The organism is Pseudomonas sp. B26(2017), from assembly GCF_002113045.1.
Taxonomy (GTDB): Bacteria; Pseudomonadota; Gammaproteobacteria; order Pseudomonadales; family Pseudomonadaceae; genus Aquipseudomonas.
The window spans coordinates 1-24,627 of sequence record NZ_NEJJ01000011.1 but is presented as its reverse complement, the minus strand read 5'-3'; the positions used below and the strand labels follow the sequence as shown (position 1 = coordinate 24,627).

Here is a 24,627-nt window from a genome sequence, read left to right as displayed (position 1 = left end):
ATTTGGCACGGATTGCGCATTGATCGGCAGCTTGCGAATCCCTGATCTCGCAAAACAGCGCTGGCGGTGCCCATCCCGCACCAAGAGCAATCAGCGAACGCTATCCGCGTTCTTGTAAGGTGCGATACCGAACCAAAAGTTCGCGTATCCGAGCTGGCAACAAGGAGTTCACCGCGTGAATCTTCATCTGCTGCGCCACACTCTTCTCTGCGTCCCCGTGTACCTGCGCCGTGTTCGTCCTGCGAACAGTCCGTGCATTCCTTTTATTACCTGAACGCCTGCACTATTTATTTTTTAAATAGTACGCAAGAAGTCATTGCGTGCGCGCTGCATTAATGAATGCAACAACACATTGTTCGACAATAACTTCCAGACAGCACATCGATACAACTTTCATCGTTCGGCTTTAATGTTCAAAGCGCACCAAAACTGCACTTTCAATCATTACCCCGAGCCTTACTTTATTTAGACAAGAACAAGGAATACCGCCTGTGACCCGCTAAAACACTGACCCGCACCAAATCAGTCCGCCACGCACCATCAAGCGTCCTGGCCGACACGAGAACAGCCGCTCTATCTCGCTGAACAGCGCGATACCGCGCCAAGCCTGTCTCGCCCCGAAAAAAGCCCTGCAAACCGGGCCGTCGGGAGGTTATGCGCCCATGAAAACCGGTGTACTCAATGAAACTTATATAAATGCGACACAGGTATCATCCGTAAAATAACCGCTACACAATTGGTCACTCTTTGGCACAGCGGTTGCTATTGCATCAACCATGAGGGCAAGAATGATGTTCGCCACTCAATTGCACACTCACTTATAAAAGAACAGCCACGGACCGGATCAATGAACCATCGAAGTCGGCATTACTGAAGCAACAAGCTGCACAAGCCCTGTTCAATAGATAGTTCAACTATCGGCTTCTGCACACCTGTATGAAAGTTGCGACCACTCACTCGAACAACCCTGTGTTGTTCGAACGGCACCTTATTGCCCTTCATCCACCCGAGGGAGCTTTAATGAACGATGCGGTAAAGCACAGAACGCCGCCGGGGCCATTACCGAACGCAGCGCTTGCGTCGGTGGCGGATCGGCCCGTCTATCAGGCCAACACTTCACAGCCCGGCGGCCTGAACAAACAGCAGATGCTGTTGCTGGTGGCGGTGTCGGCGTTGATACACGGCGGCGCCTGGTGGTTTTTCCAGCAGGCCCGGGCCGAGCCGCTGCCCACGCCACCGGAAATTCCGGAAATGACCGTCGAGCTGACCAGCCCGACACCTCCGGCCCCGCCGACACCGGAGCCGCCGCCCCCACCACCGCCCCCGCCCGAGCCGGAACAACCGGTGGAAGACGAGGACGCGGTCAAGCCGCCGCCCAAACCGGTGGAGAAACCCAAGCCGATCGAAAAACCGAAACCGGTCGAGAAACCCAAACCGGTGAAAAAGGTCGAGCCGCCGAAAGCGCCGCCCGCCCCTGCGCAACCGGCTGCGCCTGCCGCCCCGGCCACTCCGAGCGCGCCACCGGCACCTGCGGCGGCACCGGGCCCGGTGAAAGAGACGGCGGCGATATCCGGCCTCGCCAGCCTCGGCAACCCGCCGCCGGAATACCCGTCGCTGGCCCTGCGGCGCAACTGGGAAGGCAGCGTGGTGCTGCGGATTCAGGTGCTGGCCAACGGTCGCGCAGGCTCGGTGACGGTGACCAAGTCCAGCGGCAAGCCGCAACTGGATGACGCGGCGGTCGCGGCGGTGAAGGCCTGGAAGTTCATTCCGGCCAAACGCGGTGACACACCGATCGACGGCTTCGCCACCCAGACCATCGATTTCAAATTGCCGCAATGACGGCGCGACAACCGAACTCACAACCGATTAACGCAAGCGAGGTGTAGCCATGAACGATTCTTTGTCTTCGATGATTGTCCCCGGCGTGCTCTGGGGGCTGGTGCTGTTTTCCGTGGTCAGCTGGGCGATCCTGCTGGTCAAGTCGGCGCAATACCTGCGCCAGAAAACCCAGAACCGGCAGTTCAGCAAAGCCTTCTGGGGCGCGCCGGATTTGCTCACCGCCGCCGAACACGCCAGCCAATATCCGGGCTCGCTTGCGCGGATCGCCAGCAGCGGTTTCGAAGCCCTGCTGGTGGAAGAATCCCCGCGCACCACCCAGCAACTGGCGCACACCATCAACCGTTCCGACCGACTGGAACGCAATCTGCGCCAACAGATCCAGAAGGAACGCCGATCGCTGGAAAACGGCCAGGCGATCCTCGCCAGTATCGGCAGCACCGCGCCGTTCATTGGCCTGTTCGGCACCGTGTGGGGAATCATGGAAGCCCTGCAAAGCATCGGCGCCAGTGGTTCGGCCAGCCTGGAAACCGTGGCCGGGCCCATCGGCCACGCGCTGATCGCCACCGGTGTGGGGATTGCCGTCGCGGTGCCGGCGGTGCTGATTTACAACTTTTTCCTGCGACGCCTGAAGCTGGCCTCGGCAGACATGGATGACTTCGCCCACGACTTCGACGCCCTCGCCTCGCGCAGCGCGTTTTCCATCAGCCGCCAGGCTATCGCCAAATCCACGGCCGCCGTGCGGGAGGCCAGCTGATGTCCTTTTCCACTCAAGACAGCGATGAAGTGCTCAGCGAAATGAACGTCACGCCGCTGGTGGACGTGATGCTCGTGCTGCTGGTGGTGTTCATCGTCACCGCGCCGCTGATGACTAACGCGATCAAGGTCAACCTGCCGAAAACCGACGCCGTCGCCCCCGCCGAAAAGAAAGATCCGGTGGTGGTCAGCGTGGATCAGGACGGCAAGTTCTTCCTGGCCAAGACCGAGCTGGCGCCAGAATCACTGGAGGCCAGCCTCAAGGAGGTCAAGGCCAAGGACGCCGAAGTACGCGTGCAGCTGCAGGCCGACTCCGCCGTGAATTACGGCCAGGTGGCCAAAGCCATGGCGTCCATCGAGCGCTCGGGCATCACCAAGATATCGGTGATGACCACCCGCTGACGGCGGTGCCGGGCGCGCAGTGAGGGACGCGCCCGGCACCGCTCGTTGAATCCCGTCGCAATCGGCCGACCGAAAAAACGCAGCGCGTCTTCGGAGGGGATCGGCTTGCTTGAAGAAAGTGGTTTTCGCGGCGCGGCACCACCGTGCTCCGTGCAAAGAGGGCTCACAAGGCCATTTCGATAAACGTCTAACAAAGTCGGAAACAACCATGCTGATGAACACTCCACGCTTCACGCTCAAACCTCTGGTGGCGACGATTTCCCGCCACCGTTTCGTTCCGTTGTACCTGGTGGCCATGGGGATGGGCGCCGGGGTTCAGGCGGCCGAGGACGACAACAACGTCCCGGCCGCCGCTGCTGTGGTCGCACCGACCACGCAACTGCAACGGGTCGAAGTCACCGGTTCGGCGATCCGTCGGGTCGACGCGGAAACGGCGGTGCCGATCACCGTGCTCAAGGCCGATGAGCTGCGCAAACAGGGCGTGACCACCACCGCCGAACTGGTGCAGCGCATCACCGGCAGCCAGTCGATCAACAACAGCGCTGGCTCGGTCGGCTCGGCCACCGGCGGCGCCTCGTTCGCCGACATGCGCGGCATCGGCGCGAACAAGACACTGGTGCTGCTCAACGGTCGCCGGCTGGCCAACAACGCCCTGTCGGGCACCAACTCGGCCGGCGGCGCGGTGGATCTGAACATGATCCCGTTTGCCGCGATCGAGCGCGTAGAAGTGCTGCGCGACGGCGCCTCGGCCCTGTACGGCACCGACGCCATCGGTGGCGTGATCAACTTCATCACCAAAAAATCCATGACCGACGGCCAGCTCACCCTCGGCGGCGAAACCCCGACCCACAGCGGCGGCGGTGCGACCAAGGACATGAGCGCCAGCTGGGGCTACGGCGACCTGGAGCAGGACCGCTTCAACGTGCTCGGCGTGTTCAACTACAACAAGCAGCAGAACCTCGACGCCAACGACCGTTCGTTCGCCCGCGACTACGTGCCCGGCCGTGGCCTGGACCAGACCTCCGGCACCGCGTTCCCCGGCAACTACAGCCAGAACGGCAACGCCACCAACCCGCTGGCCAACAGCAATTGCAACGGCCCCAACCTGGTGGCCCGCGATGGCCTCTGCCGCTTCAGCACCCGCGAGTACATCGACCTGGTGCCACAGACCGAGAAGACTTCGTTCTTCGGCAAGACCACCGGCAAACTGGCCGACGACCACAACGTCAACCTCGAATACTTCTGGTCGCGCAACAACAACGCCACCGCCGTGGGACCTGCACCATTGACCGGCCTGAGCCTGGATTCGTCCTCGCCCTACTACCCTGGCAACGGCATCACCCCGGCACCCACCGGTTTCGCCCTCGACCCGACGCAACCGGTGGACGTGAACTGGCGCGAAACCGCCGCCGGCCCGCGCGAATCGAAAGACCAGAACACCAGCCAGCGCTTTTTGCTGAGCTTCGACGGCCTGGTCGGCGGCTGGGACTACAACGTCGGCGCCTCGTACAACCAGAACAAGATCGTCTCCAGCGTCACCAGCGGCTACGTCAGCGATCAGGCGATGATCGACGGTCTGGCCAGCGGCCTGCTCAACCCGTTCGGCCCGCAGACCAGCGCCGGTCAGCAATACATCGATCAGGCCGCTTACCACGGCGCCTATTCCACGGCGGTCGGCCGGGTCGCCGGTTTCGACGGGCGGATCAGCCGCGAGATCGGTGACTGGTTCGGTGCCGGCCCGTCGGGTCTGGCGCTGGGCGGCGAGTACCGCAAAGAGAAATTCCACCAGGACTTCGAAGCCTTTGCCGGCGACATCCAGAGCCTGGGCATCGATCCGGCCGGCAGTGTCGAGGGCGACCGCAGCGTAAAAGCCGCCTACGCGGAAATCAACGTGCCGGTGCTCGACAGCCTGGAATTGTCCGCCGCGGTGCGTCACGACAAATACAGCGACTTCGGCAGCACCACCAACCCGAAATATTCGTTCCGTTATCAGCCGCTCAAGGAACTGGTGGTGCGCGGCGCCTACAGCGAAGGCTTCCGCGCGCCGTCGCTGTATGAGTTGTATTCGCCGCGCAGCATCACCTACACCCAGGGCTACTACAACGACCCGGTGCTGTGTACCGGCGGCGTGGTGCAACCGGGCGGCAACGGCGGGCGCGATTGCGGTCAGCAGTTCCTCAACCAGATCGGCGGCAACGAAGACCTGGCACCGGAGAAAGCTCGCAACGTGACCTTGGGCTTCGTTTATCAGCCGGTCAACAATCTGTCCGTGGGCCTGGATTTCTGGTGGATTCACATCTCCAACCAGATCCAGCCGTTCCCGGAATCCACCGTGTTCGATCAGGCCGGCAGCTACCCTGACCGCTTCGTGCGCAACGCCGACGGCACGCTCAACTACATCGTCACCGGCAACGCCAACCTCGGCATCGTCGAAACCAATGGCGTCGATGTGTCGCTGGACTATCGCTTCCCGAACACGCCGTACGGTCAGTTCGGTCTGGGCCTGCAAGGCACTTACGTCGACGAGTACGACTTCCAGAGCACCATCAAGGGCCCGTTCACCGACAAGGTCGGCGACTTCAGGGGTGACGGGGTGATTGCCCGCTGGAAACACAACCTGACCGGCTCCTGGACCTTCGGCGCCGCCCGCGCGGCGCTGACCAACCGCTTCACCACCGGCTACAACGACTACGACCGCGAGACCAACGCGCGGGTCGCGTCGTACTCGGTGTGGGACCTGTCGGCCGGCTACACCTTCGACAAAGTGCTGGACGTCGATGCCGGGGTGAAGAACCTGTTCGACCGCGATCCACCGTTCTCCAACCAGGCCTACAACTTCCAGAGCGGTTATGACCCGCGCTACACCGATCCGCTGGGTCGCACGCTGTTTGCGCGCATGACGTACCACTTCTAAGGATCGAGCACTGCATAACCCTGTGGGAGCCGACTTGCCAGCTCCCACATGGGTTCCTTGTTCTTTCAGAGGTTTGAGGAGTGATCTCATGAACTTTTTGCGCAACATGGCCGGCCTGCTGCTCGGCAGTGCGCTGCTGTGCAACGCGACATCTGCGCTGGCCGGCGACAGTTACGCGATGACGGTGTACGGCGAGGCGCCGAAATACCCCGCCGGTTTCCAGCACTTCGACTTCGTCAATCCCGACGCACCGAAGGGCGGCTCGCTCAGCCGCGCTTCAATGGAGATCGGTCAGTACAACTACATCACCCCGTATGCCGATCAGGGCATTTCCGTGGTGCAGGTCAACGACTGGGTGTACTCGCCGCTGGCGTTCCGTTCGCTGGACGAGCCCTACACCGTCTACGGCCTGGTGGCGCAATCCATGGAGCGCGATCCCGGCGGTCTGTGGGTGCGCTTCAACCTGAATCCCGAGGCGCGTTTCGCCGACGGCACGCCGATCACCGCCAAGGACGTGCGCTACACCTTCGAGCTGTTGATGACCAAGGGCAGCCTGAGTTATCGCCAGCAATACGCCGATGTGCAGGACGTACTGGTCGAAGGCCCGCGACAGATTCGCTTCACCTTCAAGAACAACCTCAACCGCACCCTTGCGCTGGATCTGGCATCGCTGCGGCCAGTGCCCGAGCACTGGTGGAAAACCCGTGATTTCGCCAACGGCGGCGGCTTCGAACCACCACTGGGCAGTGGCCCGTACCGGGTGAGCAAGGTCGATGCGGGGCGCAGCATCGGTTTCCAGCGCGATCCGGATTGGTGGGGCAAGGACTTGCCGGTCAGTCGCGGGATGTACAACTTCGACAGCCTGACCGTGAACTTCTACGGCGACACCGACGTCGCCCGGCAACTGCTGCAGGCCGGGGCGTTCGACTACAACCGCGAGTTTTCCTCGTCCGGCTACGTGGTCGGCTACGACAGCCCGGCCCTGCGTGACGGACGCCTGCAACAGGCGATTCTCGCCCCGGACAAACCGACCAGTGCCCAGGGGTTTGTGTTCAACCTGCAGAACCCGTTGTTCAAGGATCGCCGGGTGCGCAAGGCGCTGAGCCTGCTGTGGGATTTCGAGTGGACCAATAAGCAAATGATGCGCGGCTTCTACGTGCGCCAGAACAGCTACTGGCCGAAGAGTGAAATGGCCGCCACCGCCCTGCCCGACGCTAGCGAACTGGCGATCCTCGAACCGCTGCGCGGACAGATTCCGGACGAGGTTTTCAACCGGGTCTATCAGGCGCCGAAAACCGATGGCAGCGGCTACATCCGCGACAAGCAGTTGCAGGCCCTGAAACTGCTGGCGGAGGCCGGATGGACGCCGAAAAACAACCGCCTGGTAAACGCCTCCGGCGAGCCCTTCGAATTCACCTTCCTCGACGGCCAGGGCGGCTTCGACCGCATGCTGCTGCCCTACAAACGCAACCTGGCGCAGATCGGCATCACCCTGAATCTGCGGCGCATCGATTCGGCGCAGTACATCAACCGGCTCAACGCCCGGGATTACGACATGATCGTCACCAGTTTCCCCCGCAGCGGCGATCCGATCGTCTCGCCGGGCCGCGAGCTGTACAGCCTGTATGCCTCGCAGAGCGCCACACAAGTCGGCAGCTCCAATTCGATGGTGCTGGCGGACCCGGCGGTAGACCGGCTGATCGACGGCCTGGTCCAGGCCAATACCCGCGACGCCATGGTGCGTTACGCCCGCGCCCTCGACCGAGTGCTGCAATGGGGTGACTACATGATTCCCAACTACTACTCCAAAGGCACGCCGACGGTGTATCAGAACCGCTTCGGCAGGCCGTCGGTGCAACCGATTTACAGCGAAGGCCTCGACACCTGGTGGGAGGTCTCGGCCAAGCCGCTGACCAACCAGCAGATGAGTGCCCTGCACCACCTCGCGGGGGGCCAGTGACATGTGGCGTTATCTGAGTCGACGTCTGTTGCTGATCATTCCGACGCTGCTGTGCATTCTGGTGGTCAACTTCGTCATCGTGCAGGCGGCGCCCGGCGGCCCGGTGGAGCAGGCCATCGCTCGCCTGCAAGGCTTCGGCGGACACAGCATGGGCGGCGCCAGCGAAGTGACCGCGATCGGCGGGGCCGGACGCAGCAGCCGCGGCCTGGACCCGGCGCTGATCGAAGAGATCAAGCAGCACTACGGTTTCGACAAACCGATGCACGAACGCCTGTGGCTGATGCTCAAGAACTACGCGCAACTGGAGCTGGGCAGCAGTTTCTTTCGCGGTGCGAAGGTGACCGATCTGATCGTGCAGAAGCTGCCGGTGTCGCTGTCCCTCGGCCTGTGGGCGACCTTGATCACCTACCTGATTTCGATCCCGCTGGGGATCCGTAAAGCGATCAAAAACGGCAGCGCGTTCGATGTCTGGAGCAGCACGGCGATCATCGTCGGTTACGCGATGCCGGCGTTTCTGTTCGCGATCCTGTTGATCGTGGTGTTCGCCGGGGGCAGCTACGTCAACTGGTTTCCGGTGCAGGGGCTGATCTCGGACAATTTCGACAGCCTGAGCCTGTGGGGCAAGGTCGGCGACTACCTGTGGCACCTGGTGTTACCGGTGACGGCGCTGGTGATCGGCGGTTTTGCGACGCTGACGATCCTGACCAAAAACAGCTTCCTCAACGAGATCAGCCTTCAGTACGTGATCACCGCACGCGCCAAGGGCCTGACCGAACGACGCGTGCTCTACGGCCATGTGTTTCGCAACGCGATGCTGCTGGTGGTGGCCGGTGTGCCGTCGGCATTGATCGAGGTGTTTTTCGCCGGCTCCCTGCTGATCGAAACCATCTTCAACCTCGATGGCCTCGGGCGCATGAGCTACGAAGCGGCGGTGTCACGGGACTACCCGGTGGTGTTCGGCACGCTGTTCCTGTTCACCCTTTTCGGCCTGTTGATCAAGCTGATCGGCGACCTCTGCTACACCCTGCTTGACCCGCGCATCGACTTCTCGGCGAGGACTGCCTGATGTTCACACTTTCCCCTCTGGGCCGGCGGCGCATCGCGCAATTCAAGGCCAACCGTCGCGGGCGCTGGTCGCTGTGGCTGTTCGTCGGGCTGTGCCTGATCTGCCTCGGCGGCGAACTGATCGCCAATGACAAACCGCTGGTGATCCGCTACCACGACGCTTTTTACTTCCCGATCCTCAGCGATTATCAGGAAACCGATTTCGGCGGCGAACTGCCCTTCCAGCCGGATTACGCCAGCAATTACGTGCACAAACTGATCGAGGATCAGGGCGGCTGGATGCTGTTCCCGCCGATTCCGTTCAGCTACGACACGGTCAATTACGACCTCACGGAACCGGCGCCGAGCCCGCCGTCCTCCAGCAACTGGCTGGGCACCGACGATCAGGCGCGGGACGTGTTGGCGCGGGTGATTTTCGGCACGCGGATTTCGATTCTGTTTGCACTGATCCTCACCGCCGTCAGTGCGCTGGTCGGCATCGTGGCCGGGGCGTTGCAGGGTTACTACGGCGGCTGGGTCGACTTGCTCGGGCAGCGGGTGCTGGAGATCTGGTCGGGGCTGCCGGTGCTGTACCTGCTGATTATTTTGTCGGGGTTCGTCTCGCCGAGTTTCTGGTGGCTGCTGGGGATCATGGCGCTGTTTTCCTGGCTGGCACTGGTGGACGTGGTGCGCGCCGAGTTTCTGCGCGGGCGCAGCCTGGAATACGTCAAGGCCGCGCGGGCCCTGGGCCTGACGGACAGCGAGTTGATGCGCCGGCACATTCTGCCCAACGCCATGACCTCAACCCTCACCTACCTGCCGTTCATTCTGACCGGCGCCATCGCCACCCTCACCGCGCTGGACTTTCTCGGTTTCGGCATGCCCGCCGGCACCGCGTCGCTGGGTGAACTGATCGGCCAGGCCAAGCGCAATCTGCAAGCGCCGTGGCTGGGGCTGACGGCGTTTTTTGCCCTGGCGCTGATTCTGTCCCTGCTGGTGTTTATCGGCGAAGCCTGCCGTGACGCGTTCGATCCGCGATCCTGATCCCCGGAGCTGAAATGACCGACAACCTGATTGAAATCCGCGACCTGCGCGTCGCCTTCGCCGGGCACGAAGTGGTGCACGGCGTGAACCTCGACATCCGCCGTGGCGAATGCCTGGCACTGGTCGGTGAATCCGGCTCGGGCAAGTCGGTGACGGCGCACTCGATCCTGCGTTTGCTGCCAGGCAAAACCGTCAGCAGCACGGGCAGCATCCGCTACAACGGCTTGGACTTGCTGCACGCCAGCGAACAGCAGCTGCGCGGCTTGCGTGGCAACCGCATCGCGATGATTTTCCAGGAGCCGATGACTTCGCTGAACCCGTTGCACACGGTGGAAAAACAGATCAGCGAAGTGCTGGAGATCCACAAGGGGCTCAAGGGCCGCGCCGCGCGCCAGCGCACGCTGGAGCTGCTGGAACTGGTCGGCATTCGCCAGCCGTTGCAGCGCTTGAAGGCTTACCCGCACCAGCTCTCCGGCGGCCAGCGGCAACGGGTGATGATCGCCATGGCGCTGGCTAACGAACCGCAATTGCTGATCGCCGACGAACCGACCACGGCACTGGACGTAACCGTGCAGCAGAAGATTCTCGAGCTGCTGATCGAGTTGCAGCAACGCCTCGGCATGTCGCTGCTGCTGATCAGTCACGACCTCAATCTGGTGCGGCGCATCGCCCAGCGGGTGTGCGTGATGCGCCACGGGGAAATCGTCGAACAGGCCGACTGCGCAACGCTGTTCCGCACCCCGCAGCATCCCTACAGCCGCCTGCTGATCGAGGCGGAACCGTCGGGGGCACCGGTGCCGAGTCGCTACGATCACAACCTGCTGGAAGTGGACGATCTGAAAGTCTGGTTCCCGCTGCCCAAGACGTTGTTCAGCCGCACCCAGGAATACATCAAGGCCGTGGACGGCGTGAGTTTCCGGCTGCAACGGGGCAAGACCCTGGGCATTGTCGGCGAGTCCGGCTCGGGCAAGTCGACGCTGGGCCAGGCGATTCTGCGGCTGGTGGAATCCGAGGGCGACATTCGGTTCGGCAACAAGCAATTGAGCCTGTTCAATCAGCGCTTGATGCGCCCGTTGCGGCGACAGATCCAGGTGGTGTTCCAGGACCCGTTCGGCAGCCTCAGCCCACGGATGTCGGTGCAGCAGATCATCGCCGAAGGCCTGCTGACCCACGGCATCGGCACGGCGGAGGAACGTGAGGCGGCGGTGATCCGCGTGCTGGAGGAAGTCGGCCTCGACCCGCAGAGCCGCCATCGCTATCCCCACGAATTCTCCGGCGGCCAGCGCCAGCGCATTTCCATCGCTCGGGCACTGGTGCTGGAACCGGCGCTGATTCTGCTCGACGAACCGACCTCGGCGCTGGATCGCACGGTGCAGAAACAGGTGGTGGAATTGTTGCGGCAATTGCAGATCCGTCACGGCTTGACGTACCTGTTCATCAGCCATGACCTGGCGGTGGTGCATGCGCTGGCGCACGACTTGATGGTGATCAAGGACGGCAAAGTGGTGGAACAGGGAGCGTCGCGCCAGATTTTTGCGGCGCCGCAGCATGCGTATACCCAGGCGTTGCTGAAAGCCTCCGGCCTGAAGCCTGACAAAGATCCCTGTGGGAGCGAGCTTGCTCGCGAATACGGTGTGTCAGCCACATAAATGCTGACTGATCCGACGCCTTCGCGAGCAAGCTCCACAGGGGTAATCGATGGGGTTTGAAGTTTATTTTCCGGCCACTGCATCCAAACCGCTCCGTCACGGGTAGTCCCTGTAACAGCCCTCTTTCGGCTGTCAGCCGTTTACCCTTTTCGGAGAAACACTGATGAACATCACCCAACTGATTGGCCTCACCGGTTTGCTCGCCGTTGCCTCGACAAGCTTTGCCCAAAGCAGTTACCCCGATGCGATCAAGGTGCCGGACGGCCACAAGATCGCGATGGAAACCACCGGGGTCGGCGAGATCACCTACGAATGCCGGGACAAGGCCAATGTCGCCGGCCAGACCGAGTGGGTGTTCGTCGGCCCGAAAGCGGTGCTCAACGATCGCAGCGGCAAACAGGTCGGCACCTACTTCGGCCCGCCCGCCACCTGGCAGGCGCAGGACGGCTCGAAAGTCACCGGCACGCAACTGGCCGTTGCACCATCGACCCCGGGCAACCTGCCCTATCAACTGGTCAAGGCCAACCCCGCCGAAGGCAAAGGCGCCATGAGCGGCGTGAGCTACATCCAGCGCGTCGCGCTCAAGGGTGGCGTGGCGCCGGGCAGTGAATGCACGGCGGCGAACAAGGGTCAGAAGGAAGTGGTGAAGTACCAGGCCGATTACATTTTCTGGGCGGCGAACTGAGCCTGACTGGACGTTTGCTCGATGCTTGCTAGATTGCAGGACATGCCATTGCCCGAAACCGCGTTCGATTACGAAGCCCGCCTCGCCGCCTGTGCCCGCGGCGAGCGCGGGGCCCTGCGCGAATTGTATGTGCAGGAAAGTCCGCGCCTGCTCGGTGTGGCCCGGCGTCTGGTGCGTGATACGGCGCTGGCCGAAGACATCGTTCACGACGCCTTCATCAAGATCTGGGCCGGCGCGGCGGGTTTCGATCCGGCGCGCGGTTCGGCCCGGGGCTGGATGTTCAGCGTGACCCGCCATCTGGCGCTGAATGTGTTGCGCAATCACGACCGGGAAACACCGCTGAACGACAACAACGAATCTCCGGCGATTGATGACGGCTTCGATGCGCTGGCGCAATCGACCCGCGTCCATCGCTGCCTGCATCAACTGGAACCGCAACGTCGCCGCTGCATCCTTCACGCCTACGTCGACGGTTACAGCCACGCGCAGATCGCCCAGCGCCTCGACACGCCGCTGGGCACCGTCAAAGCCTGGATCAAACGCAGCCTCAATGCGTTGCGGGAGTGCATGGGATGACCACCGAATCGGCGCAGGAACGCGATGAACTGGCCAGCGAATACGTGCTCGGCACCCTCTCGGCCGAAGCGCGCGCCGAAGTGCAACGACGCTTGCCCAACGAGCCCGAGCTGCAAGCGGCCGTGGACGCGTGGGAGCGGCGTCTGCTGGAACTGACCGACCTCGTCCCGGCGCATCAGCCCTCGTCGCAACTGTGGCAACGCATTGAACGCACTGTCGGGCAACTCACCCATAAACCGGCACCAGAGATTTCCTGGTGGAACCGCCTGTCACTGTGGCGCGGCTTGAGCGCTGCGGGGCTGGCCGCGAGCTTGCTGCTGGGGTCGATCCTGTTGACCCAGACCACGCCGAAACCGAGCTTTCTGGTGGTGCTGGTCGCCCCGCAGGACAAGGCACCGGGCTGGGTGATCCAGGCCAGCAGTCCACGGGAGATTCAGTTGATTCCGCTGGGCGTGGTCGAGGTGCCGACCGACAAGGCCCTGGAGTTCTGGACCAAGGCCGACGGCTGGCAGGGGCCGGTGTCGCTGGGGCTGGTCAAGCCGGGGCAGGCGCTGTCGATCCCGCTGGACAAGCTGCCGCCGCTGCAACCGAACCAGCTGTTCGAGCTGACGCTTGAAGGCGCCAACGGCTCGCCGATCGGCAAACCCACCGGGCCGATCCAGGCGATTGGCCGTGCCGTGAAGGTGTTGTGACGAACCATCATCGGCGTCGATGTTCACCATCACGTCAATGAAGTTCTCTTAAAAAATCCCGGGCGTAACATCCGCTCCATACCAAACAAACAACACCCCCGGAGCACACCATCATGAAACGCCAAGTCATCCTCAGCATTGCCCTTTCGGTTCTGGCCTTCAACGCATTTGCCGCCAAACCGGCCCACACCATGATCGCCGAAGGCGGTTCGGATCGTCTGATTGAACGCCGCGTTGCCGAAGGTGGCTCGGATCGTCTGATCGAACGTCGCGTCGCTGAAGGTGGTTCGGATCGTCTGATTGAACGCCGCGTCGCTGAAGGTGGCTCGGATCGTCTGATCGAACGCCGTGTCGCTGAAGGTGGCTCGGATCGTCTGATCGAACGCCGCGTCGCTGAAGGTGGTTCGGATCGTCTGATCGAACGCCGTGTCGCTGAAGGTGGTTCGGATCGTCTGATCGAACGCCGCGTCGCTGAAGGTGGCTCGGATCGTCTGATTGAACGTCGCGTCGCCTGAATGAATGGCTTGACCGCAACAACCCAGAAAAAACCCGGCTCCCGTCAGCCGGGTTTTTTTATACCTTTTTGATCGTCCTCAGCCCTTGGCCATGCAGCGCCGATAGCGCTCGTCGACCCGTTTGGCAAACCACGCCGTGGTCAGTTTGCGGGTGATCTTCGGGCTTTGCAGCACGATGCCCGGCAGCACCGCACGAGGCAATGTCTTGCCTTCCGCACGCTCCGCCAGCTCGAACACCTGCTGATACAGTCTGGTTTCCTCGAAGGCCAGGCTATCGCCCTTCTCCAGTTGATCGCGGATCACCGGATTACGCATGCCCAGCGATTTGCCGAGGGTGCGCACCGCCAGTTCCGTGCTGCCCGGCATGATCGCGCCCGGGCGGATCAGGTCGCCATCCAGCGCCAGCGCAATGCCCGAAGCGCGGCTGACCGCGTTTTGAAACGCCGCGTTGCGACTGGCGTACCAGCCGGCGTTGAAGTCGGCAAAGCGGTACAGCGGCTCGCGGTAACTCACCGGATACCCCAGCAAATGCGCGATACCGAAATACATCCCGCCACGACGGGTGAACACCTCGTGACGAATCGTCCCGTCCACCGGGTACGGATAGTCCTTGGCGTGCTGCTCGGCGAATTCAATGCTGACCTGCATCGGCCCGCCGGTGTGCACCGGGTTGAAACCGCTGAACAGCGTACGGCCCATCGGCACCGAGCCGATGAAGTCATCGAAAATCGCGCTCAATTCCTTTTCACTGCGGGCGGCGCTCAGGCGTTCGCTGTAGGTTTTGCCGTTGGGCGAGCGCACCTGCAAGGCACCACTGACCAACAGGCTCGGGATATGCACCTTGGCGGCGCGGCGGTCGATTTCGTCACGTGCGATCTTGCCCAGGCCGGGCACCGGCGGATCGACCTGAAAGGTCGATTCCTGCTCGGCAACGGCCAGCACCGAACACAGGTTTTGCGTGGTCGGGCTGATGCCCTGGGCGGCGAACGCGGCGTAGATGTCGGTGGCCCAGCCCTGGCGGTCGACGGTTTTTGCCGGCAGCAGGCGCACGATCTGCGCCTTGACCTCGGCGGGCGGGCGCGGCGCCGGTTCGATGCTGCGTTGACCGGCGCAACCGGCCAGCACCAGCAGCGCGGCGAGGCTGACGAATAATCGAGGGGTGTGCATAACGCTTCATCCAGTCCGTTGAGCCGGGTTAACCCTACGCTCAATCGCAGGGTGCAGGATAGGACTGCGGGCCGGCGGCGCTGTTCCATCGTCCCGTTTGGCAGGCCGACTGGCCGCCCTCGCCGACTGATCCATACTTGCTGCTGCACACGTAGCGGCATGCCGCAGGTCAGGACACGCGAGGAGGACAGACCATGAACCGCAGTGATGTTCTGATCATCGGCGCAGGTCCCACCGGACTGGTGCTGGCCTTGTGGCTGAGCAAACTGGGCGTGCGCGTGCGCATCATCGACAAGACCTCCGCGCCTGGCACCACATCGCGGGCGCTGGCGGTGCAGGCGCGCACCCTTGAGCTGTACCGGCAACTGGATCTGGCCGACACAGTGGTGCGCAACGGCCATCGGGTGGCCGCGGCGAATTTCTGGGTCAAGGGCAAACCCGTGGCGCAACTGCCGCTGAACCGGATCGGCGAAGGCCTGACACCCTATGCCTTTCTGGAAATGTACCCGCAGGACGAACACGAACGGCTGTTGATCGACCGCCTCGAAGACTACGACGTAACCATCGAGCGCAACACGACGCTGGAAAGCTTCACGGAAAACGGCGACGGCCTCACCGCGCATTTGCGCCTGCCGGATGGCGAGCAGGAAATCTGTCAGGCCTGCTATCTCGCCGGCTGTGACGGCGCCCGCTCGGTCGTGCGCAAAACCCTCGACACCGGTTTTCCCGGCGGCACTTATCAGCAGATTTTCTATGTCGCGGATGTGCGGGCCAGCGGCCCGGCGCTCAACGGCGAGTTGCATCTGGATCTGGACGAAGCGGATTTTCTGGCGGTGTTCCCGCTGGCCGGCGAAGGCCGTGCGCGGCTGATCGGCACCGTGCGCGACGAACGTGCTGATCGCGCCGAAACCCTGGAGTTTTCTGATGTCAGCAATCGCGCCATCGAGCACCTGAACGTGCACATCGAGGACGTCAACTGGTTCTCCACCTACCGCGTGCATCACCGCGTGGCGGATCACTTTCGCCAGGGCCGGGCGTTTCTGCTTGGCGACGCGGCCCACGTACACAGCCCCGCCGGCGGTCAGGGCATGAACACCGGCATCGGCGATGCGATCAATCTGGCATGGAAACTCGCGGCAGTGCTCGGCGGCGCTGCCACACCCCAACTGCTCGACAGCTACGAGACCGAACGCATCGCCTTCGCCCGACGGCTGGTGTCGACCACCGACAAGGTCTTCAGCTTCGTCACCGCCGAAGGGCGCATGGCCGACCTGCTGCGCACGCGGCTGGCGCCGTTCCTGATTCCGAAAATGGCCTCATTCGAGTCCAGCCGCGAATTCCTGTTTCGCACGGTGTCGCAAATCACCGTCAACTATCGGGGCATGGCGCTGAGCGAAGGCGTGGCCGGGCACGTCCACGGCGGCGACCGCTTGCCGTGGGCCCATGATGGAGAGGGGGATAATTACGAGCCGTTGCGCCATCCGTGCTGGCAGGTGCATGTGTACGGTGACACCAGCGACGAGATGATCGCCTGGTGCAATGAACATCACTTGCCGCTGCACGTGTTCGACTGGCGTCCGGCGTTTGAAACGGCAGGACTGGGGCGCAATGGCTTTTACCTGTTGCGCCCGGATACCTACGTGGCGATTGCCGACAACAGCGCGGATCCGAAGGTGATCGAGCGGTACTTCCGTGATCACGGGATCCGTCCGTTTTTCACCTGATTCAGAACACCACAAACCACTGTGGGAGCTTGCTCGCGATAGCGGTCTGTCAGTCAATGCAGGGTTGTCTGATACGCCGATATCGCGAGCAAGCTCGCTCCCACATTGGGTTTTGTGGTGTTGCTTAAATCCCGGCCAATGCCAGGTCCATCGCAAAGTAGGTGAAGATCAGGTCCGCACCCGCGCGCTTGATCGCGCCGAGGCTTTCGCGCACCACGCGGTCTTCGTCGATGGCCCCGGCCTGGGCGCCGAACTTGATCATCGCGTACTCGCCACTGACCTGATACGCCGCCAGCGGCAGGGTCGAGGCTTCGCGGATGTCGCGGATGATGTCCAGGTACGCGCCGGCCGGTTTGACCATCAGTGCGTCGGCGCCTTCCTGCTCGTCGAGCAACGATTCGCGCAGGGCCTCGCGGCGGTTCATCGGGTTCATCTGATAGCTTTTGCGATCGCCTTTCAGCGCGCTGCCGCCGGCCTCGCGGAACGGGCCGTAGAGCGCCGAGGCGAATTTGGTCGAGTAGGCCATGATCGGAATCTGCGTGAAGCCGGCATCGTCCAGCGCCCGGCGGATCGCCCGCACCTGGCCGTCCATCGCCGCCGACGGCGCGATCACGTCGGCACCGGCACGCGCCGCCGCCACCGCTTGTTTGCCGAGGTTGATCAGGGTCTGGTCGTTGTCGACTTCATGGTTGTGCATCACGCCGCAATGGCCGTGGTCGGTGTATTCGCAAAAGCAGGTGTCGGACATCACGATCATCTCCGGCACGGCGTCCTTGGCGATCCGCGACATGCGCGACACCAGCCCGTTTTCGCGCCAGGTGTCGCTGCCGTTGGCGTCCAGATGGTGGGACACGCCGAAGGTCATCACCGACTTGATCCCGGCCCGGGCGTAACGCTCGATTTCACCGGCCAGTTTGCGCTCCGGAATGCGCATCACGCCGGGCATGCTCTTGATCGGCACGAAGTCGTCGATCTCTTCTTCGACGAAGATCGGCAGCACCAGATCGTTGAGGGAAAACTCGGTTTCCTGGAACAGGCTGCGCAGGCTCGCATTGCGGCGCAGACGGCGTGGACGTGCTTCGGGGAACTGACTGGACATGGGGCCTTTCCTGAAAACAGCGGATGAGACGAAAGTCGTAGGGGGCGAAGCTTATGCCTTGCGAGGATCGAGGTACAAACCTGGATCAATCAACAGTGCATTACCCAGGACGCAATAATCATCAGAACAACCCAATGACCTGTGGGAGCTGGCTTGCCAGCTCCCACAGGATCAGATGTACAACCCTGAAATCAGGAAGGGATGGTCAGGCCGCGCACGACGGCCGGCCGCGCCAGGAAGCGCTCCAGCACCCGGGTGACGTTCGGGAAGTTATTGATGCCCACCAGATCGCCCGCCTCGTAGAAACCGATCAGGTTGCGCACCCACGGAAACGTGGCGATGTCGGCGATGGTGTAGCGCTCGCCCATGATCCAGTCGCGCCCTTCCAGACGGGTGTTCAGTACGCTGAGCAGGCGCCGGCTTTCTTCGACGTAACGGTCACGGGGACGTTTGTCTTCGTAGTCCTTGCCGGCAAATTTGTTGAAGAAACCGAGCTGGCCGAACATCGGGCCGATGCCGCCCATCTGGAACATCAGCCACTGAATGGTTTCGTAGCGCAGCGCGCCTTCCTGGGCGAGCAACTGGCCGCTCTTGTCGGCGAGATAGATCAGGATCGCGCCGGACTCGAACAACGGCAGCGGTTTGTCCTCGGGGCCGTGGGGGTCGAGGATCGCCGGGATCTTGTTGTTCGGATTCAGCGACAGGAATTCCGGGGACATCTGGTCATGGGTGTCGAAGCCCACGCGGTGCGGCTCGTAGGGCAGGCCGATCTCTTCGAGCATGATCGAGACCTTGACGCCGTTAGGTGTCGGCAACGAATAGAGCTGAATCCAGTCAGGGTACTGCGCCGGCCATTTCTGGGTGATCGGGAACGCGGACAGATCGGTCATGTGTAGCATCCAGTCACAAAATGAAAGGCCTGAGCATAATCCACGATCAGCCCTATGGCTCGGGTTCTTTACACCCTCGCCCGCCCGCTTACTTAAATCCGCAACATCCTGTGATTAACCTTCCCTTCAATCGCAGGGGCCGAAAGGTAAAGTGCGGCGCACGCAGCCGGATCGAACCAAACAGGCCTCAGAGGGCTCCAAGCAAGCCATTGATGACAGGGAAAACTTCCGGCGTGCGAGCCCGGTGCAGAGGTTTGTCAGCCTTAACCGAACAGACTGAAGAACCCTATATCCCATGACGAACTTGATGAAATTCGCCAAACGCTTCAAACACCGCGCCTATGTGGCCCTGCCCACTCTGCTGGCGGTCAGCGCGCTGTTCCTGTCGCTGGAATCCAGCGAAAGCCGCGCGCAAACGGTGGACGGCACCCAGACCCTGGTGTTCCTGCGCCACGCGGAGAAACCCGCCGGTGGTCTCGGCCAGCTCAACTGCCAGGGCCTGAACCGGGCCATCGACCTGTCGACCCTGCTGCCGGAAAAATTCGGCAAGGCCGACTATGTGTTCGCCGCCAACCCGACGCGCAATGTCGAGGAAGGCGAACTGGACAACTCCTACAGCTACATCCGCCCGCTGATGACCATCAGCCCCGCCGCGATCAAACTCGGCCTGCCGGTGAACATCGAATTTTCGGCCAACGATACCAGTGACCTCGCCCGCGAGTTGACCAACGACAAGTACCACAACTCGACCATCTATACCGCGTGGTCACACGGCTACCTTCCTGAATTGATCAACAAGGTTGCCGGCAACGCGGTAGGCGGAAAACAGAAAATCACCGATGACTGGGAATCCAGCGATTACGACTCGCTGTATGTGCTGACGCTGACCTGGCACAACGGCAAGGCCAGCCTGCAGAGCCACAGCTACAAACAGGGGCTGGATAACGGCCAGGAAAGCTGTCCGACGTGAGCAGTGGGCAGCCGGGTCGGAGCCCTTCAGGGGTTCCGGCTCATCCGCTGACTCAGATATTCGACGACCGCTCCGCGCTCCCCCACAAACTCGATCCGGCCGCCCTTCTTCTCACGCTGAAATACATACATCGGATCGTAATACTCGCGCAGCAACCCCTCGATCCAGCCCCGATGCAAATCCACCGCACCACTGCGGCCCTGCTCTGCCAGCGCTTCTTCCATCAGGAGCAACATCCGCCGATGCCGCTCGCCGCCCAGGCGCTTCTGCACATTGTCCAGGCTGGCCAGCAATCGCTCGGAAAACAGCGCAAAGCCTTCGTCCCCATGCACAGCGCAGAACTCGGCGGACAAATCCACCACATAGTCACGCAGGATCCGCTCGACACGGTTTTCAAAACTGTCCTCCAGCCAGACCATCGGGTATTGCTGCATGCCCTGATACAGCGGCAACGGCAACGCGCAGCTGCCGACCACCCGGCTTTCATCCTCAAGTACAAACTGATCAATGCCGGCGGCACGTTTTTTCAGAAAGTCGATGGCCAGCCGGTTCTCGAAATCGATGTTTGACGGCTGGCCGGTGGCGCGTTTGCCAAAGCTGGAGCCACGATGATTGGCATGCCCTTCAAGATCGATGCCGTTGCGCAGTTGCACCAGCACTTCGGTCTTGCCCGTGCCGGTCATGCCGCCCAGCAACACGAAATCACACTGGGCCGTTGCCTGTTCAAGGGTGTCGATCAGGAAGCCGCGCATCGCCTTGTAACCACCACCGACTCGCGGGTAGTCAATGCCGGCCTCGTCCTTGAGCCAACGCTGCACGATCTGCGAACGCAGACCGCCACGAAAGCAATACAGATAACCCTCGGGATGCGCCCGGGCAAAATCCACCCATGCCTGAATACGTTCGGCCTTGACCGACCCGGACACCAATTGATGGCCCAGCTCGATGGCGGCTTGCTGACCGTGATGCTTGTAGCAAGTGCCGATTCTCTGCCGCTCGATGTCGTTCATCAGCGGCAGATTGACCGCACCGGGGAACGCGCCCTTGTGAAACTCGACCGGCGCACGGGCATCCATCAGTGGCCGGTCGTTGAGGAAGATGTCGCGGTAGTCGGTGAAGTCGGCGGCCATCAATTCACCTCGACCGCGTGGCTCTGTCGCCCGATCAATTCACCGATCGGCTCAAGCGCGAGGCCGAGTTCGGCAGCGACGGCGAGAAATTCTGCATTGCCTTCGGGGGTGACGGCCACCAGCAGACCGCCGCTGGTCTGCGGATCGCACAGCACCCGTTTGTGCAATTCCTGCACCCGTCCGACCCGGCTCGAATAACTGTCGAAATTGCGCAGAGTGCCGCCGGGCACGCAGCCCTGTTCGAGGTAGTACTCGATGCTCGAAAGACGCGGCACCCGATCATAAAAAACCCGCGCTGTCAGGTGACTGCCGTCGGCCATCTCCACCAGATGCCCGAGCAGCCCGAACCCGGTGACGTCAGTCATGGCGGTGACCCCGGCCAGTTTGCCGAAACGGCTGCCGGGCTTGTTCAGCGTACACATCCAGTCCCGGGCCACGCCGATGTCGTCGGGGCGCAGCTTGCCCTTCTTTTCGGCGGTGGTGAGGATGCCGATGCCTAATGGTTTGGTCAGGTACAGCAGGCAACCGGCGGTGGCGGTGTCGTTGCGTTTCATGAAGCGCTTTTCCACCAGCCCCGTGACGGCCAGCCCGAAAATCGGCTCCGGCGCATCGATCGAATGCCCGCCGGCCAACGCAATCCCCGCCGCATCGCACACCGCGCGTCCGCCGCGAATCACGTCTCGCGCGACTTCCGGCGCCAGCACATTGACCGGCCAGCCGAGGATCGCAATCGCCATCAGCGGATCGCCGCCCATGGCGTAGATGTCACTGATCGCATTGGTGGCAGCGATGCGGCCGAAATCAAACGGGTCATCGACGATCGGCATGAAAAAATCCGTGGTCGAGACAACCCCGCGCTCGGCATCGATTTCATACACCGCCGCATCATCGCGCGACGCGTTGCCGACCCACAGTTTCGGATCAAGGTTCTGCGCCCCGCTGCCGGCCAGAATCACCTCCAGCACCTTGGGCGAAATCTTGCAGCCACAACCGGCGCCGTGGCTGTATTGGGTCAGACGGATGGGTTCTGTCATGGGGAGTCTCCGTAAGGCAGTGGGGCGAATACTAGCAGAGAGGGTGGGAAGCACGTCTCGCCAAACTGTCCCTCACTGCTTCCGAGGCTATCGCTGCACCTCAGCAAAGATCTCGGTGATCGGCCGATGCGGCTGGCGCTTTTGCAGTTGACGTACCTGCTCGCTCAGCCGCAGCAACTCTTCACTCGGTTTGGCCCACTGCTCTTTCGGCAGCGGCTCCGACCATTGGCGCATGGCCTCGGGCAGTGCTTGCTTGCCGATCCGTTCGAGACGGCGCACTTCCCATTCGACGAGGCGGTTGGGAATCGTCCACAAGGTCATGACGTGATAGAGGTACCAGAAAAACCCGGACAGCCGAGTGCGTGAACCTTCACGGATCTGCTGGTGCATGCGTGCGCGGGCATTGCGGAAGGTGTGCAGGCCTTCGTGGGGTGGGTCGTCTGGGCCTTGCAGGTCTTGCAGGTCCTGGATCGATTTGAGGTCGTGGATTTCGTATTCCATGTAGCCACGAATGGCTTCCCAATGGCTGATGGCGAGCGGCAGGCCGGCGCATTGGAATTCGAGGCTGGTGAGGGTTTCGCCTTCGTAGAAGCCGATTCCCATGCCGTATTGGCGGTGAATCCCGTATTGGGTAGCGCCCTGGGCTTCGATGATCCAGGCGGAGAGGGATTCCCAGGGGACGAAGACCGGATCAGTGGCGCCTTCGGGCATGAAGCAGACTTCGCGGCGTTGGCGGTTGAAGCGGGTCGGGATGATTGAGGCGCGTTTTTTGTGGTTGTGGTGCCAGACGGCCAGTCCTATGGACAGCATTGCAAATGCGGTCAGCAATCCCAGTTTTGATGACGGAAAAAATAATTCCTCCGCAAACTCCCAGGAATACAGCCAGTCGTAACCCAACACGAGACCAAAACAAAAACTAAAAACAGGCAGCAAGACGGACCACATAAAGGTCATTGTTAATGGGCCGCCTAAAGTCATCTGACACATAAAAACTTGTGGCCCACCCGAGCCGAAGTCCAAAAAAACGCCATTCAACTCGCCGATATATGGGCTGTAGGGCGGCATGGATGTTGGCATCGGTAAGGGGGCGAGATAGGTGATGTTTCCGCTCGGAAACGGTTCGATATCTCCAGCTTTTTTAGATTGCTTAGTTTGTAGTGGGTATGCAGGCAGATAGGAGTTATTCGGCATGTTCTGGTCGCTCCAAAAATTGGGTTTCAACCAGCAACATTGGCGGGTTCTCCTTGACGAGTTGAGGCGCAACTACAGCGAAATGCCCTTCATCTCTTGGGTCTAGATGTATGACGCGTGTACGCGCGGCCCACTCGCCTTTGTCGTTCTGTTTTTGAATGCAAACCGCCAGTTCCAGCGTTTCCTTCGCAGGGCTGAATTCAGAATCGGGATCCACCGGGTACTGAAGACAGAGAATCAACCACTCGGGCGATGACTGGACGATGCGCAGGCTGCTTAAAATCTCGTCGCTGATCACTTCCTTGCGCTCTCGCGGCGTTCCTCGGCTATGCAAGGGAATGGAAATACGGTGCGCGCCGATACCTAATCGATATTTCGACTGGCCTCCCAAAGGAGGCAGGAGATCACTCAACGTCAGTCTTGGCAGCACCAGGTGGATATCGCTGGGTTTGGCTTTGAACAACACGTTTTTCAGCCAGGAGTCGTACGGATTTGGGCCAAGTTGCGCATAAGGTGCGTGGATCAGAAAGGCCAGATAGCTTTGATAGTCATCCAGTGAGTGATCACCGCGCATTTCCGTGTCCCGGCTCCAAGGCGTGATTTTCAGCCACTTGTCGTGGGCGCTAAGGTTGTAGCGGTTGAACAGCCAGGTGCCATTGAGCTCAAAAACGGTGAACAAGGCACCGGCAAGATTGAACCGAAAAAATACGGTAGAAAGGCGTGTGCCGGCGGCGGCCCATGCAACCGTTCGTGCAGCCTTATTTGGTGCGGAAAAAACAGTGTAGCCAGCGTGTAAGGTGTTGCTTAAACCGTAAGCATTTACAGCCGTCATTCCACCAGCACCTAATGTCGCCAACGTGGCTGCACGTTGCGCCGAATAGTTGCCAGTGCGAATTGCCTGCTGCCAGCTTTCAATTTGATTTTTGAGACTAATTGCTGAGGACACTAGGCCAAGGCCGTAAGTGAACATGCCTAACCCAACATGCAACTTGCCCATCTGCACATGTACATGCTGCATGGCATGGGGTTGAAGCGCAGCAATAAGCGCAGCGCTACGAGCTTTCAAAGCCGTATCAGCGAGACTTTGCGCCGCAGTGAATCCAGCCGCCCCAGTCGCCGCAACGGCAGACAAAATCGGCCCGATCGTTCGTTTGTTTTTTGACTGTCGGAACGTTTCCTTGATAACCCCCACCAAATTCACCACCTGCACCAAAACCACCACCAATCCCATCCCTTCCGTCTTCACCAGACTCCCCGCCGACACCCCGCCCAGTCCCGCCCGGATATTCCCCAACAACCCGCGCAGTTCCTGCTGCTGCGCCGGCGGAAACACCACCGTCACCCCTGCC

General features: G+C 61.5%; 20 protein-coding genes and 1 pseudogene. 14 read left to right on the top strand and 7 right to left on the bottom strand.

Going from position 1 to position 24,627, the window contains the following annotated elements:
* Positions 1 to 1,020 precede the first annotated feature (1,020 nt).
* The 12 genes from CAF79_RS17275 to CAF79_RS17220 all read left to right on the top strand — a co-directional run bounded on the left by CAF79_RS17275 (position 1,021) and on the right by CAF79_RS17220 (position 14,073).
* Positions 1,021 to 1,839 (top strand): TonB family protein, encoded by an 819-nt coding sequence (locus CAF79_RS17275; RefSeq protein WP_085698947.1) that lies wholly within the window; start codon positions 1,021 to 1,023, stop codon positions 1,837 to 1,839.
* A 49-nt stretch (positions 1,840 to 1,888) separates the two neighbouring features.
* Positions 1,889 to 2,593: a MotA/TolQ/ExbB proton channel family protein gene (locus tag CAF79_RS17270; protein ID WP_007959058.1), complete on the top strand. Its 705-nt coding sequence runs from the start codon at positions 1,889 to 1,891 to the stop codon at positions 2,591 to 2,593.
* A complete protein-coding gene (locus tag CAF79_RS17265) occupies positions 2,593 to 2,994 on the top strand; it encodes a biopolymer transporter ExbD (RefSeq protein WP_007959059.1) in 402 nt (133 codons plus the stop codon). Before CAF79_RS17270 ends, CAF79_RS17265 begins: the two co-directional genes overlap by 1 nt.
* A gap of 208 nt (positions 2,995 to 3,202) precedes the next feature.
* On the top strand, positions 3,203 to 5,908 hold the full coding sequence (locus CAF79_RS17260; RefSeq protein WP_085698945.1) for a TonB-dependent receptor: 2,706 nt from the start codon (positions 3,203 to 3,205) through the stop codon (positions 5,906 to 5,908).
* An 88-nt stretch (positions 5,909 to 5,996) separates the two neighbouring features.
* Positions 5,997 to 7,868 carry an extracellular solute-binding protein gene (locus tag CAF79_RS17255; protein ID WP_085698943.1) on the top strand — a complete coding sequence of 624 codons (1,872 nt, stop codon included), beginning with the start codon at positions 5,997 to 5,999 and terminating at the stop codon, positions 7,866 to 7,868.
* A 1-nt stretch (position 7,869) separates the two neighbouring features.
* Positions 7,870 to 8,934: a microcin C ABC transporter permease YejB gene (locus tag CAF79_RS17250; protein WP_085698941.1), complete on the top strand. Its 1,065-nt coding sequence runs from the start codon at positions 7,870 to 7,872 to the stop codon at positions 8,932 to 8,934.
* A complete protein-coding gene (locus tag CAF79_RS17245; RefSeq protein ID WP_085686625.1) occupies positions 8,934 to 9,956 on the top strand; it encodes an ABC transporter permease in 1,023 nt (340 codons plus the stop codon). Before CAF79_RS17250 ends, CAF79_RS17245 begins: the two co-directional genes overlap by 1 nt.
* Before the next feature lie 14 nt (positions 9,957 to 9,970).
* Positions 9,971 to 11,605 (top strand): ABC transporter ATP-binding protein, encoded by a 1,635-nt coding sequence (locus CAF79_RS17240; RefSeq protein ID WP_085698939.1) that lies wholly within the window; start codon positions 9,971 to 9,973, stop codon positions 11,603 to 11,605.
* 163 nt (positions 11,606 to 11,768) lie between these two features.
* Positions 11,769 to 12,290: a DUF3455 domain-containing protein gene (locus tag CAF79_RS17235; protein ID WP_085698936.1), complete on the top strand. Its 522-nt coding sequence runs from the start codon at positions 11,769 to 11,771 to the stop codon at positions 12,288 to 12,290.
* Positions 12,291 to 12,332: 42 nt separating this feature from the next.
* Complete coding sequence (locus CAF79_RS17230) at positions 12,333 to 12,866, top strand: sigma-70 family RNA polymerase sigma factor (protein ID WP_170929744.1); 534 nt, start codon at positions 12,333 to 12,335, stop codon at positions 12,864 to 12,866.
* Positions 12,863 to 13,558, top strand: a complete 696-nt coding sequence (locus CAF79_RS17225) for an anti-sigma factor domain-containing protein (RefSeq protein WP_085698931.1) — start codon at positions 12,863 to 12,865, stop codon at positions 13,556 to 13,558. Before CAF79_RS17230 ends, CAF79_RS17225 begins: the two co-directional genes overlap by 4 nt.
* Before the next feature lie 113 nt (positions 13,559 to 13,671).
* Complete coding sequence (locus tag CAF79_RS17220; protein WP_074689113.1) at positions 13,672 to 14,073, top strand: phage infection protein; 402 nt, start codon at positions 13,672 to 13,674, stop codon at positions 14,071 to 14,073.
* 78 nt (positions 14,074 to 14,151) lie between these two features.
* On the opposite strand, the gene CAF79_RS17215 is transcribed toward CAF79_RS17220, so the two are convergent.
* The gene (locus tag CAF79_RS17215) at positions 14,152 to 15,240 is read right to left on the bottom strand and encodes a DUF1615 domain-containing protein (protein WP_085698929.1); all 1,089 of its coding nucleotides are present in this window, start codon (positions 15,238 to 15,240) and stop codon (positions 14,152 to 14,154) included.
* Between the two features lie 194 nt (positions 15,241 to 15,434).
* Between CAF79_RS17215 and CAF79_RS17210 the strand changes: the two genes are divergently transcribed.
* On the top strand, positions 15,435 to 16,964 hold the full coding sequence (locus tag CAF79_RS17210; RefSeq protein ID WP_085698927.1) for an FAD-dependent oxidoreductase: 1,530 nt from the start codon (positions 15,435 to 15,437) through the stop codon (positions 16,962 to 16,964).
* A gap of 124 nt (positions 16,965 to 17,088) precedes the next feature.
* Here CAF79_RS17210 and hemB read toward each other — a convergent pair whose 3' ends face one another.
* Positions 17,089 to 18,063 carry a porphobilinogen synthase gene (gene hemB / locus CAF79_RS17205; RefSeq protein ID WP_007958982.1) on the bottom strand — a complete coding sequence of 325 codons (975 nt, stop codon included), beginning with the start codon at positions 18,061 to 18,063 and terminating at the stop codon, positions 17,089 to 17,091.
* Between the two features lie 191 nt (positions 18,064 to 18,254).
* The gene (locus tag CAF79_RS17200) at positions 18,255 to 18,953 is read right to left on the bottom strand and encodes a glutathione S-transferase family protein (protein WP_085698925.1); all 699 of its coding nucleotides are present in this window, start codon (positions 18,951 to 18,953) and stop codon (positions 18,255 to 18,257) included.
* A 295-nt stretch (positions 18,954 to 19,248) separates the two neighbouring features.
* On the opposite strand from CAF79_RS17200, the gene CAF79_RS17195 reads away from it, so the two are divergent.
* Entirely contained in the window at positions 19,249 to 19,923 is a 675-nt protein-coding gene (locus CAF79_RS17195; protein ID WP_085698923.1) for a histidine phosphatase family protein, read from the top strand.
* A gap of 26 nt (positions 19,924 to 19,949) precedes the next feature.
* Here CAF79_RS17195 and mnmH read toward each other — a convergent pair whose 3' ends face one another.
* The 4 genes and pseudogenes from mnmH to CAF79_RS29175 form a co-directional block, all read right to left on the bottom strand.
* Positions 19,950 to 21,053 carry a tRNA 2-selenouridine(34) synthase MnmH gene (gene mnmH / locus CAF79_RS17190; protein ID WP_085698921.1) on the bottom strand — a complete coding sequence of 368 codons (1,104 nt, stop codon included), beginning with the start codon at positions 21,051 to 21,053 and terminating at the stop codon, positions 19,950 to 19,952.
* Positions 21,053 to 22,087, bottom strand: a complete 1,035-nt coding sequence (gene selD, locus CAF79_RS17185; protein WP_085698919.1) for a selenide, water dikinase SelD — start codon at positions 22,085 to 22,087, stop codon at positions 21,053 to 21,055. Before selD ends, mnmH begins: the two co-directional genes overlap by 1 nt.
* An 87-nt stretch (positions 22,088 to 22,174) precedes the next feature.
* The gene (locus tag CAF79_RS17180; protein WP_085698917.1) at positions 22,175 to 23,278 is read right to left on the bottom strand and encodes a hypothetical protein; all 1,104 of its coding nucleotides are present in this window, start codon (positions 23,276 to 23,278) and stop codon (positions 22,175 to 22,177) included.
* A pseudogene (locus CAF79_RS29175) lies at positions 23,268 to 24,627 on the bottom strand (hypothetical protein); the annotation flags it as partial. The pseudogene CAF79_RS29175 and the gene CAF79_RS17180, both read right to left, overlap by 11 nt.

Bases quoted from the DNA above. Each gene is read 5' to 3' on its own strand.
- CAF79_RS17275 (WP_085698947.1), top strand. From the start codon at position 1,021: ATGAACGATGCGGTAAAGCACAGAACGCCGCCGGGGCCATTACCGAAC.
- CAF79_RS17270 (WP_007959058.1), top strand. From the start codon at position 1,889: ATGAACGATTCTTTGTCTTCGATGATTGTCCCCGGCGTGCTCTGGGGG.
- CAF79_RS17265 (WP_007959059.1), top strand. From the start codon at position 2,593: ATGTCCTTTTCCACTCAAGACAGCGATGAAGTGCTCAGCGAAATGAAC.
- CAF79_RS17260 (WP_085698945.1), top strand. From the start codon at position 3,203: ATGCTGATGAACACTCCACGCTTCACGCTCAAACCTCTGGTGGCGACG.
- CAF79_RS17255 (WP_085698943.1), top strand. From the start codon at position 5,997: ATGAACTTTTTGCGCAACATGGCCGGCCTGCTGCTCGGCAGTGCGCTG.
- CAF79_RS17250 (WP_085698941.1), top strand. From the start codon at position 7,870: ATGTGGCGTTATCTGAGTCGACGTCTGTTGCTGATCATTCCGACGCTG.
- CAF79_RS17245 (WP_085686625.1), top strand. From the start codon at position 8,934: ATGTTCACACTTTCCCCTCTGGGCCGGCGGCGCATCGCGCAATTCAAG.
- CAF79_RS17240 (WP_085698939.1), top strand. From the start codon at position 9,971: ATGACCGACAACCTGATTGAAATCCGCGACCTGCGCGTCGCCTTCGCC.
- CAF79_RS17235 (WP_085698936.1), top strand. From the start codon at position 11,769: ATGAACATCACCCAACTGATTGGCCTCACCGGTTTGCTCGCCGTTGCC.
- CAF79_RS17230 (WP_170929744.1), top strand. From the start codon at position 12,333: ATGCCATTGCCCGAAACCGCGTTCGATTACGAAGCCCGCCTCGCCGCC.
- CAF79_RS17225 (WP_085698931.1), top strand. From the start codon at position 12,863: ATGACCACCGAATCGGCGCAGGAACGCGATGAACTGGCCAGCGAATAC.
- CAF79_RS17220 (WP_074689113.1), top strand. From the start codon at position 13,672: ATGAAACGCCAAGTCATCCTCAGCATTGCCCTTTCGGTTCTGGCCTTC.
- CAF79_RS17215 (WP_085698929.1), bottom strand. From the start codon at position 15,240: ATGCACACCCCTCGATTATTCGTCAGCCTCGCCGCGCTGCTGGTGCTG.
- CAF79_RS17210 (WP_085698927.1), top strand. From the start codon at position 15,435: ATGAACCGCAGTGATGTTCTGATCATCGGCGCAGGTCCCACCGGACTG.
- hemB (WP_007958982.1), bottom strand. From the start codon at position 18,063: ATGTCCAGTCAGTTCCCCGAAGCACGTCCACGCCGTCTGCGCCGCAAT.
- CAF79_RS17200 (WP_085698925.1), bottom strand. From the start codon at position 18,953: ATGACCGATCTGTCCGCGTTCCCGATCACCCAGAAATGGCCGGCGCAG.
- CAF79_RS17195 (WP_085698923.1), top strand. From the start codon at position 19,249: ATGACGAACTTGATGAAATTCGCCAAACGCTTCAAACACCGCGCCTAT.
- mnmH (WP_085698921.1), bottom strand. From the start codon at position 21,053: ATGGCCGCCGACTTCACCGACTACCGCGACATCTTCCTCAACGACCGG.
- selD (WP_085698919.1), bottom strand. From the start codon at position 22,087: ATGACAGAACCCATCCGTCTGACCCAATACAGCCACGGCGCCGGTTGT.
- CAF79_RS17180 (WP_085698917.1), bottom strand. From the start codon at position 23,278: ATGCCGAATAACTCCTATCTGCCTGCATACCCACTACAAACTAAGCAA.